Source organism: Fusobacteriaceae bacterium (assembly GCA_031272775.1).
In the GTDB taxonomy this organism is placed as follows: Bacteria; Fusobacteriota; Fusobacteriia; order Fusobacteriales; family Fusobacteriaceae; genus JAISST01.
Genome location: JAISTB010000011.1, coordinates 1 through 12461, shown reverse-complemented (window position 1 = coordinate 12461; position 12461 = coordinate 1). Strand labels below are relative to the sequence as shown.

General features: G+C 53.7%; 14 protein-coding genes and 1 riboswitch. Of the genes, 12 read left to right on the top strand and 2 right to left on the bottom strand.

The window, feature by feature from the left end; all coding sequences use genetic code 11:
• Positions 1-33: 33 nt before the first annotated feature.
• Together LBQ97_03320 and LBQ97_03315 are read right to left on the bottom strand one after the other, a co-directional pair.
• Positions 34-669, bottom strand: coding sequence for an ABC transporter permease (locus LBQ97_03320; GenBank protein ID MDR1831751.1), 636 nt, complete (start codon positions 667-669; stop codon positions 34-36).
• 46 nt (positions 670-715) lie between these two features.
• On the bottom strand, positions 716-1723 hold the full coding sequence (locus LBQ97_03315) for an ATP-binding cassette domain-containing protein (protein ID MDR1831750.1): 1008 nt from the start codon (positions 1721-1723) through the stop codon (positions 716-718).
• A gap of 71 nt (positions 1724-1794) precedes the next feature.
• A riboswitch (SAM riboswitch) is annotated at positions 1795-1880 on the bottom strand.
• Positions 1881-2052: 172 nt separating this feature from the next.
• On the opposite strand from LBQ97_03315, the gene LBQ97_03310 reads away from it, so the two are divergent.
• The 12 genes from LBQ97_03310 to LBQ97_03255 all read left to right on the top strand — a co-directional run bounded on the left by LBQ97_03310 (position 2053) and on the right by LBQ97_03255 (position 12271).
• Positions 2053-2832 carry an MBL fold metallo-hydrolase gene (locus LBQ97_03310; GenBank protein ID MDR1831749.1) on the top strand — a complete coding sequence of 260 codons (780 nt, stop codon included), beginning with the start codon at positions 2053-2055 and terminating at the stop codon, positions 2830-2832.
• Positions 2833-3429: a uracil-DNA glycosylase gene (locus LBQ97_03305; protein ID MDR1831748.1), complete on the top strand. Its 597-nt coding sequence runs from the start codon at positions 2833-2835 to the stop codon at positions 3427-3429.
• Positions 3416-3979: a 5-formyltetrahydrofolate cyclo-ligase gene (locus LBQ97_03300; GenBank protein MDR1831747.1), complete on the top strand. Its 564-nt coding sequence runs from the start codon at positions 3416-3418 to the stop codon at positions 3977-3979. The genes LBQ97_03305 and LBQ97_03300 overlap by 14 nt, the downstream gene beginning before the upstream one ends.
• A 57-nt stretch (positions 3980-4036) precedes the next feature.
• Positions 4037-4786 carry a YebC/PmpR family DNA-binding transcriptional regulator gene (locus tag LBQ97_03295; protein ID MDR1831746.1) on the top strand — a complete coding sequence of 250 codons (750 nt, stop codon included), beginning with the start codon at positions 4037-4039 and terminating at the stop codon, positions 4784-4786.
• A gap of 17 nt (positions 4787-4803) precedes the next feature.
• Positions 4804-5917, top strand: a protein-coding gene (gene prfB, locus LBQ97_03290) for a peptide chain release factor 2 (protein MDR1831745.1) whose coding sequence is annotated in 2 segments (ribosomal slippage) — positions 4804-4875 and positions 4877-5917 — 1113 coding nt in all. Because the reading frame shifts where the segments join, the coding sequence is not laid out codon by codon here.
• Between the two features lie 38 nt (positions 5918-5955).
• Complete coding sequence (gene gltX / locus LBQ97_03285; GenBank protein MDR1831744.1) at positions 5956-7473, top strand: glutamate--tRNA ligase; 1518 nt, start codon at positions 5956-5958, stop codon at positions 7471-7473.
• A gap of 117 nt (positions 7474-7590) precedes the next feature.
• Positions 7591-8157, top strand: coding sequence for a tetratricopeptide repeat protein (locus LBQ97_03280; GenBank protein ID MDR1831743.1), 567 nt, complete (start codon positions 7591-7593; stop codon positions 8155-8157).
• Between the two features lie 21 nt (positions 8158-8178).
• The gene (locus LBQ97_03275; GenBank protein MDR1831742.1) at positions 8179-8715 is read left to right on the top strand and encodes a J domain-containing protein; all 537 of its coding nucleotides are present in this window, start codon (positions 8179-8181) and stop codon (positions 8713-8715) included.
• A 21-nt stretch (positions 8716-8736) separates the two neighbouring features.
• Positions 8737-10110, top strand: coding sequence for a bifunctional UDP-N-acetylglucosamine diphosphorylase/glucosamine-1-phosphate N-acetyltransferase GlmU (gene glmU / locus LBQ97_03270; GenBank protein MDR1831741.1), 1374 nt, complete (start codon positions 8737-8739; stop codon positions 10108-10110).
• The gene (locus LBQ97_03265; protein ID MDR1831740.1) at positions 10097-11053 is read left to right on the top strand and encodes a ribose-phosphate pyrophosphokinase; all 957 of its coding nucleotides are present in this window, start codon (positions 10097-10099) and stop codon (positions 11051-11053) included. Before glmU ends, LBQ97_03265 begins: the two co-directional genes overlap by 14 nt.
• Positions 11054-11145: 92 nt before the next feature.
• Positions 11146-11820, top strand: a complete 675-nt coding sequence (locus LBQ97_03260; GenBank protein MDR1831739.1) for a threonylcarbamoyl-AMP synthase — start codon at positions 11146-11148, stop codon at positions 11818-11820.
• 25 nt (positions 11821-11845) lie between these two features.
• On the top strand, positions 11846-12271 hold the full coding sequence (locus tag LBQ97_03255) for a hypothetical protein (GenBank protein MDR1831738.1): 426 nt from the start codon (positions 11846-11848) through the stop codon (positions 12269-12271).
• Positions 12272-12461: the final 190 nt, after the last annotated feature.

Genomic DNA, 12461 nt, shown 5'->3' with positions numbered 1-12461 from the left:
GGAACCCGTGAAATCCGTGGGATTTTACAAGGGTTACCGGTTTCTTCGCGCCAGGTGCATGAGATAATTGCCGAGGGCCTGGATGCCCTGGACAAGGAGCACGATGGCAATGACGGCGTAGATCATGATGGCGGTCTCAAAGCGCTGATAGCCGTAGCGGATCGCAAGGTCGCCGAGCCCTCCCGCGCCGATGGCGCCGGCCATGGCGGAAAAGCCCACGAGATTGATCATGGTGACCGTGAGTCCGTGGATGATATGGGGCAGTGTTTCGGGGATCATTACTTTCAAAATAATCGTCATGGGGGAGGCCCCCATACAGGAACTGGCCTCAATCAAGCCTTTGTCGACTTCGTTCAGCGCGCCTTCCAGCATTCTTGCCACAAAAGGAGCAGCCGATATGGATAAAGGCACGATTGCCGCTGTCTTCCCGATTGTGGTTCCGATCAACCTCCTTGTCGTCGGCATCAGGCAGATCATCAGGATGATGAAGGGAATCGAACGGAATACGTTGATGACGGCCTGTACGACTTTATTCAGTTTCGGGCTGGCGAGGATATTGCCCTCCCTTGTGACCACGAGGAGGATCCCGATGGGGGAACCCAGGAGCGTCGCGAAAAAACCCGCGAATATGATCATGTAGACCGTATCCGCGAGGGACATGCGCACCATACGGATGATGGTGGGCAGTTGCCCGGTAATGTGGTTTTGCAACCAATCAAAGCCCATTGTACATCTCCTCTACGAAAACTTCCTCTTTTCGGAGCCATTCCACCGCTTCTTCCTGCTTTTTCATGTCGCCGCCCAGCTCGATGATCAGATGGCCGATGTTCATGGTGGCAAGGTTGTCGATGGTGCCTCCGATAATGCTCAAATCTATGTTATAGGTTCTTGCCGCCTTGGTGATAATGGGTTCTCTGGCGACGGCCCCCATAAACGTGAGCCGGATGATCTTCTGGCCCTTGTTTTTGAGGTATTCGACCTTGGTTTCCTCGTCGTTGGGCAGACTCGAGATCAGTTCTTTCGTGATCTCGGCCTTCGGATTCATGAAAAGATGATGGACGCCGCCCTTTTCGACGACTTCCCCTTCGGAGAGAACGGCCACTTTGTTGCAAGTGTCGCGGATGACCTCCATCTGGTGGGTAATCATGAGTACCGTAAGATTATATTTTTTCTGGATGTTTTTGATGAGTTCGAGGATCGTCTTGCTTGTCTTGGGGTCAAGGGCCGAGGTGGCCTCGTCCGACAACAAAATGTCGGGGCTGTTTGCAAGAGCTCGGGCAATGGCGACCCGCTGTTTCTGTCCTCCCGAGAGCTGGGAGGGGTGGTAGGCGGCCTTGTCGGTCAGCTCCACGACTTCGAGCAGCTCCTCCACCCGGGATTTGATCCGGTTCCGGTCCCATTTGGCGATCTCCAAAGCAAAGGCCACGTTTCCGAAAACCGTCCGGGACGAGAGCAGATTGAAGTGCTGGAAAATCATGCCGATTTTTTTCCGGCGTTCCAGAAGCTTGTCCTTGGGCAGGGCTGTGATATCGACGCCGTCAATCAGGACCTTCCCTGACGTGGGCTCCTCGAGACGGTTGATCAGCCGGATCAGGCTTGATTTCCCCGCTCCTGAAAGACCGATGATGCCGAAGATGTCCCCCGTATCGATTTTCAACGAGACGTCTTTGACCGCGTGAAAGCCGTTGGGGTATATTTTATTGACCTTGATGAGTTCTATCATGACCGGGGCCTTTCCCTATAAAAAAATCTCCAAACTTCCACCAAGTTCAGAGATAGAGATAACACGCTATACGTCCATCTGTCTGGAATTAGCACCACACTTTTGGTAGGTTGCTGAGACGTCTCCGGGCCAGTCCCTCAGTCTCTCTTGATGGGAAATCCAAGATAAATTGATGAAACTATCATATACTTTTTTATCAGATTTGTCAAGAAATTTTTTTTATTTCGATTTTCCAAAGAAAGGGATAGAAATTTTCGAAAAAAACAGTTATAATGTATCCGTGGGCATCGCGAACAACAGAAAAAGACAAATGCCCGGGAAGGACATTCATGAAAATATCCATACTGGGCAGCGGAAGCTCCGGAAACGCGACCTTTATCGGGAGCGGCTCGACGAGGATCCTCGTCGACGCGGGTTTCAGCTGCCGGAAAATAGAAGAAAAGCTTAACGCCATCGGCGAAAGCGCCGCGGAATTGTCGGCGGTTCTTTTGACCCATGAGCATATGGACCACATTGCCGGGGCGGGGATCCTGTCCCGGAAATATGATATCCCGCTGTATCTGACGGCCGAGAGCCATGAGGCAGGACGGGCGCGCCTCGGCGAAGTGCCGGGGGAACTGATTCGCTATATCCGGGGGGACTTTATCCTCGGCGACGACCTCGAAGTCATCCCCTTTGACGTCATGCACGACGCCGTGAGGACCATGGGCTTCCGCCTGAATTCCGACGACGGCAGGAGCGTCGCCATCGCCACGGACATCGGCCATGTGGACAATGTCGTGCGGGAAAATTTCCGGGATTGCGACGTCGTAGTGATCGAGAGCAATTACGATCACGCCATGCTTTTGAGCTGCGGCTATCCCTTTGAGCTCAAGAACCGGATCAAGAGCAACAACGGCCATCTGTCCAACGAGTCGGCGGCCCGCTTTATCCGGGACATCTACCACGGCGGTCTGCAAAAAGTCTGGCTCGCCCATGTGAGCCGGGACAGCAATACCTACGACAGAGCCTGTGAGACCACGCGCCGGGAGCTTGAGGCCTGCGGGATCCGTCTCGATTTCGAGGCCGCCCGTCAGGATGAGCAAACGGGGCTTTTTGAGGTGAAATAAATGGATAATTTTGAAGAACTGTGGGAAGATTTGTTGTTCGAGCTGAAAAACCTGAAGAATCCCTTTCCGGATCTCAGGGACGGCGACGTCATCGCGGGATCGGGCAACCGGAACGGGAAGATCGTCTTTGTGGGCGACGACCCGGGCCTCTATGACGACGGAGACCTCAAGGCGACCCCGGGCTCCAGCGGCGAATTCCTCTACAAGCTCTGCGACTACGAGGGCATTGACGCCTCGTCCTATTACGTGACGACCTTGACAAAGCGCCGCTGCAAATACCGGGATTTTCTTGAGAAAGACCAGGAGACGCTCAAAGAACTTCTCGATATGCAATTGTCGCTCTTGAATCCCAGGATCATTGTGGCTTTAGGGACCGACGCCGCCAACGCCCTTTTTTCGAAGGAAATGGACTTCGCGAAAATCCGGGGGACCGTCATGGAGCTTTTCGGAGATACGAAAATCCTTGTGACCTATGACGCGGCCTTCGCCCACAAAAATCGCATGGATTTCGGCAAGGAGGCCCCGCTGGCCAAGGCCTTCTGGAACGACCTCAAGACGCTCAAAAAGGAGCTGGACAAACTCCATGGGGCCGGATAAAGCGTCTTTACGAAGATCCGTCCGGGCGAAACGCCGGACCCTTTCCCCCGACGAAGGCCTTTCGGAGAGCCGGAAGATCGTCGCGCGTTTGCTCGCTTTCCTCGAAACGTTTCCCTGCGTGACCGTGCTGGCCTACGCGAGTTTTGACGGCGAGGTGGAAACGGCGGATTTGCGGGCTGCTCTGCGCAACCTTGGGAAGAACGTCCTGTTGCCGCGGGTCGAGGGGGAAAAACTGGTAGCGGTCCCCGATCCGGGAGATGAAGCTCTCGTCAAAAGCGCGCTGGGCGTTCCCGAACCCCAGGGTCCGCCCCGGACCGGTCCCATCGATCTGATCCTTGTACCTGGACTGGCCTTTGACGTCCACGGCAGGCGTCTCGGCTTCGGCAAAGGCTACTATGACCGTTTTCTCGCGGATCATCCCGAGTCTCTTCGGGCAGCCCTGGCCTTTTCTTTTCAGATTTTTCCCGATATCCCCTCAGAGCCGCATGATCAGCCGGTGCACGTACTGATCGGCGGCGAATTTTGCCTTGATTTGCGAAACAAACATTGAAAATTTTCAATAAATATGGTAAAATCTTTAAGTTGAAAAAGAACAGGAGGGATTTTTGTGTCCGGACACAGTAAATGGAATAACATACAGCACAGAAAAGGGGCCCAGGACGCCAAAAGGGCCAAATTATTCACGAAATTCGGTCGGGAGATCGCGGTCGCGGCAAAAGAAGCGGGCGGCGACCCCAATTTCAACCCGCGCCTGAGACTGGCCATCGAAAAGGCCAAGGCCGGCAATATGCCCAAGGACGCCCTCGAACGGGCCATCAAAAAAGGAACCGGCGAATTGGAGGGCATGGAATACGTGGAACTCCGGTACGAGGGCTACGGTCCGGCGGGGACGGCTTTTATCGTCGATACGCTGACCGACAACAAAAATCGGACCGCTTCGGAAGTCCGCTCGACATTCACCCGCAGAGGCGGCAACCTCGGGACCGACGGCGCCGTTTCCTGGATGTTCAAGCGGCAGGGGACCATTTCCATCAAAGCCGAAGGGCTCGACCCCGACAAAGTCATGATGGACGCCCTCGATGCGGGCGCTTCCGACGTCAAAGAAGCGGACGGCTATTTTGAGATCATCACGGATCCGGCCGATTTTCAATCGACCCTGGACGCCCTGAAAGCCCGGGGCTATGCCTACGAAGACGCCGAGATCGAATTGTCGGCCGAAAACAAGGTTCCGATCTCCGATCTCGATACGGCAAAATCCGTTATGGGCATGTATGAGGCCCTGGACGATCTGGACGACGTGCAGACCGTCTGGTCCAATTTTGATATCCCCGACGACATACTGGAAAAACTCGAATAAAAGGAGAAATGAAACAAATGGATTACTCAGACATCAAAAGGGAATTTGAGGAAATGAAAGAACAGATCGCCGCCATCGGGAGGTCTCTTTGACGTCCCGGCGCGGGAAAAGAAAATAGAAAGCCTCACGAAAAAAACGGAGGAAGAGGGGTTTTGGGGCGACAAGCGAACCAGCGCCGCCGTGATTCAGGACATGAACCGGGAAAAGGAAATTCTCGCCGAATTTTCCGATATCGGCCGTGAACTGGACGACGAGGCCGTGCTGATCGAATTTGTCGACGCGGGCGAGGAGGATTTCCTGCCCGAGCTCAACGAAAAGCACAGAAAGCTCCGCAAAGATGTGGACGCCTTCGATACGGACCTGCTGCTGGACGGGGAATACGATGGCAACAACGCCATCGTGACGATCCATTCGGGAGCGGGGGGCACCGAGGCCTGCGACTGGGCCGACATGCTGTACCGCATGTATACCCGCTGGTGCAATCTCCGGAACTATAAAGTCAAGGAACTGGATTTCATGCCCGGGGAAAGCGTCGGCGTCAAGTCCGTTACGTTTCTCGTGGAGGGAAAACGGGCCTACGGCTATCTCAAAAGCGAAAAGGGCGTTCACCGGCTCGTACGGATTTCCCCCTTTGACGCCAACAAAAAGCGGCACACGTCCTTTGCCTCCGTGGAGGTTATGCCCGAGGTGGACGAGAGCGTCGACGTGACCATTGATCCCTCAGACCTCCGGATCGATACGTATCGTTCCAGCGGCGCCGGCGGCCAGCACGTCAACATGACCGATTCCGCCGTCAGGATCACCCACATGCCCACGGGCATTGTCGTCACCTGCCAGAAAGAGCGTTCCCAGCTCCAGAACCGGGAGACGGCCATGAAATTCCTGCGCTCGAAACTCCTTGAGGTCGAAATGACCAAGCAGGAGGAAAAAATGCGGGAAATCCAGGGCGAGCAGAGCGAAATCGGCTGGGGCAGCCAAATCCGCTCCTATGTCTTCCAACCCTATACCATGGCCAAAGACCACCGGACCCAGACGGAAATCGGAAACATCCGCGCCGTCATGGACGGGGAAATCGACGAGTTCATCAACAGCTACCTCAGATGGAAAAAACTGAAACCAAACCGGCCCTGACGACCGTTAGCGAACCATACCAATACAGGAGTAGAAAAATGGAAAAAAGAGTACGCACGCGAATAGCCCCCTCGCCCACGGGCGACCCCCATGTGGGCACGGCTTATATCGCGCTTTACAACCTGGCCTTCGCCTGGAAAAACGGCGGAGATTTTATTCTGCGGATCGAAGACACCGACCAGAACCGCTATGTGGAAGGCTCGGAAAAAATGATCTTCGACGCTCTGAAATGGCTGGATCTGAACTACGACGAAGGGCCCGACGTGGGCGGCCCCTGCGGCCCCTACCGCCAGTCCGAGCGGATCGCTCTGTACAAAGAATACGCCGAAAAGCTTGTGGCTTCCGGCGGCGCCTATTACTGCTTCTGCACGCCCGAACGGCTCGACCGGCTCCGGGAACGGCAGAAGGCCATGGGAAAAGCCCCGGGCTACGACGGTTGCTGCCGTTCGCTGACGCCGGAACAGGTCAAAGCGAAGCTTGACGCCGGGGAACCCTACGTGATCCGGCTCAAGATGCCCTATGAGGGCCAGACCGTGATCAAGGACCGGCTTCGGGGCGAGATTGTCTTTGAAAACGACAAGATTGACGATCAGGTCCTGCTCAAGGCCGACGGCTACCCGACCTACCATCTGGCCAACGTGGTGGACGATCACCTGATGGGGATTACCCATGTGATCCGGGCGGAAGAGTGGATCGCCTCGACGCCCAAGCACATCCAGCTGTACAAGGCCTACGGCTGGGACATGCCGGAATTTATCCACATGCCGCTTTTACGCAATTCCGACAAATCCAAGATTTCCAAGCGGAAAAACCCCGTTTCCCTCGTCTGGTACCGGGAAGAGGGATATTTGAAAGAAGGAATCGTAAATTTTCTGGGCCTTATGGGCTATTCCATGGGGGACAACAAAGAGATTTTCTTTTTGGAGGAATTCAAGGAAAATTTCAATATCGACAACGTCTCTCTCGGCGGTCCCGTCTTTGACCTCGTGAAACTGGGCTGGGTCAACAATCATCATATGCGTATGAAGGATCTCGACGAGCTCACGGCCCTGGCCGTTCCCTTTTTCAGGGAAGCCGGCTATGCCGGGGAAACGGTATCCGACGCCGAATTCGCCACGCTGAAAAAAGTCGTGGAAATCCTGCGGGAAGGGGCCCCCACGCTGAAGGCCCTCGTGAAAAACGCCGCCCAGTTCTTTGTGGACGACATCACGCTGCAAGAGGTTGCGGAAGACATGAACAGCAAGCAGAAAAAGAGCGTCGAAAAACTCCGGAGCTCCATTCTCGATGAGACCGGAAAAAAAGCCGTCGCCCTTTTCCTCGAAAAACTGAAAGCCTACCCCAAAGACAGCTTTACCGTTGATGAAGCGAAGGATATCCTGCACGCCACGTGGGAAGAAATCGAGACCGACAGCGCGGGCAAAGTCTACATGCCGCTCCGGGCGGCCATGACCGGCCAGTCCATCGGAACGGATCTCTTCAACATCCTCTACGTCATCGGACGTGACCGAACCTTGGCAAGAATGGAACGAATGATCCGAAATTACAACATACTGTAATTTTTCCTTTCCCTTATTCCGGTTTTTATGATATAATATCAGTGGTACGGAAAAGCGGTACGGCAAGAAAGAAAAAAGGAGTAAGTGCGACAGCTTTTTTGGTAAAAGGAGTGAGACATGCTTAAACGTTACATGATGAAGCGGTATGCCGGTAAAGATATCGCGGTGGAAGAGGAAAAAATCCGTATTCACCTGCTTTCGCGACCCGATGACAGGATCAAACTGCGAAATCTGCTCGTCATTCTTTGCCACAAAAAAGACTACCAGAGCGCGATCAGGCTCTGTGAAAAATTTCTGGAGAAAAAACCGGACGACGGCGAATTCTTAGGCATTTTGGGCTATTTGTACTATGAAACCGAAAGAATACGGGAAGCGATCCTTTTCCTAAACAAAGCGCTGGATCTGAAGCCCGATGAGGCGTTTGTGCGCTTTTTGCTCGGAAACGCCTGGTCCAGGGCCGGCAATATCCAGGAGGCCATCAAAAACTATGACCTCGTCATCTGCGGGGGGCTCGACATCTACGGCGCCCACGTCAATTTTGCCAAAAATTATGAAGAATTCGGTCAACTCGAAAAAGCGAAACGCGAATACAACATTGCCTATGAGATTGATCCCCTTGATCCCAGAAGCAAAAAGATAGCGAAAAAAATCAAAGAATTGACCTCGGTTTTGCAAGGCGCGTAACCGGGGCGGCAGAGGGAGATCATGGCGGCAGTATTTTCAGCGCTCGTACCGGGATTGTTTTACACATTTTTGTTTTTATTGCTACCGCTGATCTTTGCCTATCTTTACGGCGTGCGGATCGGAAAAGGGGGCATACCCTTTTTCATTATCAGTTACGGCCTCGGGTTGATTCTCGTCTATGTCTCCTCTTCCGTGGTCAATTATGTTCTTCTGGCCCTCGAGATCCTCATGGTATTTTACGCGATCTTCAAAAAAGGCAGAGCCAGAACCCGTAAATCCCGCTATTATCAGTACGAATCCAAAGAGGACGGCGGAAAAAACGGCCGGGATCAAGTCGGTCCCACGCCCGTGTGGACCGCCAAGGGCAGATATATGCGGATCTTGAACATTACGGACCGCTCGAGTCTCGAAGATGTTAAGCTTGCCTATCGGGAGCTGATCAAGCAGCATCATCCGGACAAATTCATGAACGCCCCGAGGGAAGAAAAGACCTTTCACGAAAAAAAGACCAGGGAAATCAACGAAGCATATGAATATATTCTCAAATTGTACCAGTAGACGGTACCTCAAGGAGCGCGCATGAGTCTGACGGCAATCGTCCTCGCCGCGGGCAAGGGAACCCGGATGAAATCCGATCTCCCCAAGGTCCTGCACAAAGTAAACGGCATCCCCATGATTGAAAAAATTCTTCGCGAAGTCCGGAAGACCCCGGCCGGGAAAATCGTCCTCGTCCTCGGGCACGGCGCCGACCTCGTCGGTGAAGTCGCGAAAAAGCATGAAAATATCACGACAGTCCTGCAAAAAGAGCAACTGGGAACCGGTCACGCCGTTCTCCAAGCCAAGGCGCACTTCGGGGATCCCGGGGGGGACGTCATGATTCTCTACGGCGATACGCCGCTTCTCCGGAACGAAACGCTGACGGCCTTTTATGAGACCTTCCGGGCGTCCGGGGCCGGGGCCTGTGTCATGACCGCCGTCGTCGAAAATCCCTTCGGTTACGGCAGGGTCCTGACCAAAGGGGACGAAATTACAAGCATCGTCGAGGAAAAGGACGCTGCGCCTGAGCAAAAAGCCGTACGGGAAATCAACGCCGGCGTTTACTGCTTCAAGACGGCGGATCTGGCTTCCGCTCTGGACAACATCACAAACGACAACGAAAAGAAAGAATATTACCTGACCGACGCCATCGGCCTTCTGGGAAAGGCCGGGAAAAAGGTTGTCGCCTGCCGGCTGGACGACCCCGCCGAGGTCATGGGGATAAACTCAAAGGTCGAGCTGGCCCTCGCGGCAAAGGTACTGCGGAAGCGCAAAAACCGGAGCCTTATGGAGCAGGGGGTCCTGATGATTGATCCCGACGCCGCCTATGTGGAAGAAGACGTCAGCGTGGGGCGGGATACGCTTCTCTGGCCCGGCGTTCTCCTCCAGGGACGCGCGGCCCTGGGCGCCAATTGCGAAATCATCGGAAATACCAGAATTATAGACAGTACCGTGGGCGATCATGTCCGGATCGAGAGCTCCGTCATCGAGCAGAGCGTCGTCGAAAACGGCGTGACCATAGGGCCTTTTGCCCATTTGCGGCCCCTGTCCCATTTAAAAGAAAACGTCCATATCGGAAATTTCGTGGAAACGAAAAAATCCACGCTGGAAAAGGGAGTCAAATCGGGACACCTGACCTACCTCGGCGACGCCCATATCGGCGAGAACACCAATATCGGCGCGGGGACCATCACCTGCAACTATGACGGGACAAAGAAAAACCCCACGACCATCGGGAAAAACGCCTTTATCGGCAGCGATTCCATCCTGGTGGCCCCGGTGGCCATCGGAGACGGCGCCTATATCGGCGCGGGTTCCGTCATTACGAAACAAGTTCCGGAAAACGCGCTGTCCGTGGAACGCAACAAGCAATTGATCAAAACGAACTGGAGGAAGAAGGAAAATGAGGGAAATTAAGGACGTAAAGATTTTCTCGGGCACATCAAACAGGGAATTGGCGGAAAAAATAGCGCTCCGCTGCGGTCTGCCCCTCGGCGAGGCCGAAGTCATCCACTTCAGTGACGGCGAATGTTACATCAAGATCGACGAGCCCGTTCGCGGCATGGACGTCTATCTGATCCAGTCCACCTCAAGACCCGTCAATGAGAATCTCATGGAGCTTTTGATCTTTATCGACGCCCTGCGCAGGGCCTCGGCGCGGACGATCAATGTCATCATCCCCTATTACGGCTACGCCCGGCAGGACAGAAAAGCGAGCCCCCGGGAGCCCATTACGGCCAAGCTCGTGGCCAATCTCCTGACGGTGGCCGGTTGCGCCAGAGTCCTGACCATGGACCTCCACGCGGACCAGATCCAAGGTTTCTTCGATATTCCTCTGGACAATATGCAGGGGCTTCCGCTGATGGCGAAATATTTCAAAGAGAAAAAATTCAATACCGACGACCTTGTGGTGGTGTCGCCTGATCTGGGCGGCGTAAAAAGAGCCAGAAAGCTGGCCGAACGCCTGGATTGCACGCTGGCCATCATTGACAAAAGGCGGCCCAAGCCCAATGTGGCTGAAGTCATGAACGTCATCGGCGATATCGACGGCAAAACAGCCATCTTTATAGACGACATCATCGATACGGCGGGAACGCTCTCCACGGGCATTTCGGCCCTCCATGAGCGCGGCGCCAAGGAAATCTACGCCTGCTGTACCCACGGCATCTTTTCGGATCCGGCCATTGAGCGCCTGAAGAGCGCGCCGGTCAAGGAAATCATCATGACAGACACGATCGTCCTTCCGCCCGAAAAGCGCATCGACAAAATCAAGATCCTCTCCGTGGACGAGATTTTCGCCGAAGCCATCAGCAGAATCGTGAATCATCTGTCCATATCGGAGCTGTTCGAGAAAAAATAGACTGTGATTACGGTGAATGCGCTGAATATATGATTGACTGTGATTACACGGATTTCCATGAATACATGAGTATTCAATGAGTTTGGAATTTTATGAGTAAGGGAAATGAAAGCACAACTTATATTGATTTGAAGGGTTTGCGGGATGAGGAGAAAGCGCATATTATCGCGGGCTTGGGCGAAGCCGTCCGGAACGGGGCTTTGATCATTTACCCGACGGATACCGTGTACGGCATCGGCGCGACGCTCAATTCCGAGGCGGCTCTCGAAAGCATATACGCCGCCAAGGAGCGAAATCACGACATGCCACTGATTCTCCTGGTGGATTCGGTGGAAGCGGTCGCGAAAGTCGCCAAAGTCGAGGCTCACGCCGCGCTGTTTCAGGCTTTGACCCGAAAATTCTGGCCCGGGGCCCTGACGCTGATCCTCGAAAAGAAAGACAACGTGCCCGACCTCATCACGGCAGGCGGGCGGACAGTAGGCGTCCGGATGCCCGATTCGCCTGTGGCCCTGGCGGTAATCCGGGCGGCGGGGGGAATATTTCCCACGACAAGCGCCAATATTTCAGGCACGGAAACGCCGGCGGCCTTTGAGGAACTGTCCGAAACCATCAAAAATAGAGCCCGGATCGTCATCGACGACGGAAAATGTCCGCTGAGTCTCGCCTCAACGATCGCCGACATCTCGGCGGGAGACGTCAGGATCCTGCGACAGGGCTCCATAAGCGCCGAAGAAATCAACGAAAGCATCGCGAAACAGGAAAGATAGAAGAAAGGAGGAGTTTACATTGAAAATGCAGCGCGTGAATCCCGGAACCATGGATCCCATGCAGATGAACAACATGTCGTCCATGATGGGGGTCATGAATACCATACAAAAGATCGGGAAGGGCAACCGGAAATACAACGTGACCTTCGACCGGGGCGACAAGAAGTTTATGGGGAAATTCATCGACGAAGTCCGCAAGCAATTCGGCAACGAACCGACGAAAGGCAACACCCTCTACGATTTTTTCAACTATGTGCGGGAATACACGATGAAAAAAAGCGACGAACCACTGAAGCTGAGTTATGAGGAATATGAATTTGTAAAGCGAATGATCAAGGATTCCCTCAAAGGGGCGGAAACCATCAAGGTTCCCTGGTACAACCTGATCAAAAAACTGTCTTTTTCCATGATGAAAAAACAGTACGCGAAGATTTTGACGCGATTCAAGTAAAAAAGACAAAAAAGGGCGTCCCGTCGGTTTGGGCGCTTTTTTGTGCGGCAAATTTAGTCAGATGCCGGCAAATAGTTAAAATCCAGCGCTGTGATTTCAAGCTACTAAAAATATCAGGAATGGGTTAACAAGGAACAGTAAACCATGCCCCATATTGACAGTATACGCATTTCGTGATCCCCTCCGGCTT

Excerpts from the sequence above, each read along its gene's own strand:
- LBQ97_03320 (MDR1831751.1), bottom strand. The coding sequence starts at position 669 with ATGGTGCGCATGTCCCTCGCGGATACGGTCTACATGATCATATTCGCG.
- LBQ97_03315 (MDR1831750.1), bottom strand. The coding sequence starts at position 1,723 with ATGATAGAACTCATCAAGGTCAATAAAATATACCCCAACGGCTTTCAC.
- LBQ97_03310 (MDR1831749.1), top strand. The coding sequence starts at position 2,053 with ATGAAAATATCCATACTGGGCAGCGGAAGCTCCGGAAACGCGACCTTT.
- LBQ97_03305 (MDR1831748.1), top strand. The coding sequence starts at position 2,833 with ATGGATAATTTTGAAGAACTGTGGGAAGATTTGTTGTTCGAGCTGAAA.
- LBQ97_03300 (MDR1831747.1), top strand. The coding sequence starts at position 3,416 with ATGGGGCCGGATAAAGCGTCTTTACGAAGATCCGTCCGGGCGAAACGC.
- gltX (MDR1831744.1), top strand. The coding sequence starts at position 5,956 with ATGGAAAAAAGAGTACGCACGCGAATAGCCCCCTCGCCCACGGGCGAC.
- LBQ97_03280 (MDR1831743.1), top strand. The coding sequence starts at position 7,591 with ATGCTTAAACGTTACATGATGAAGCGGTATGCCGGTAAAGATATCGCG.
- LBQ97_03275 (MDR1831742.1), top strand. The coding sequence starts at position 8,179 with ATGGCGGCAGTATTTTCAGCGCTCGTACCGGGATTGTTTTACACATTT.
- glmU (MDR1831741.1), top strand. The coding sequence starts at position 8,737 with ATGAGTCTGACGGCAATCGTCCTCGCCGCGGGCAAGGGAACCCGGATG.
- LBQ97_03265 (MDR1831740.1), top strand. The coding sequence starts at position 10,097 with ATGAGGGAAATTAAGGACGTAAAGATTTTCTCGGGCACATCAAACAGG.
- LBQ97_03260 (MDR1831739.1), top strand. The coding sequence starts at position 11,146 with ATGAGTAAGGGAAATGAAAGCACAACTTATATTGATTTGAAGGGTTTG.
- LBQ97_03255 (MDR1831738.1), top strand. The coding sequence starts at position 11,846 with ATGCAGCGCGTGAATCCCGGAACCATGGATCCCATGCAGATGAACAAC.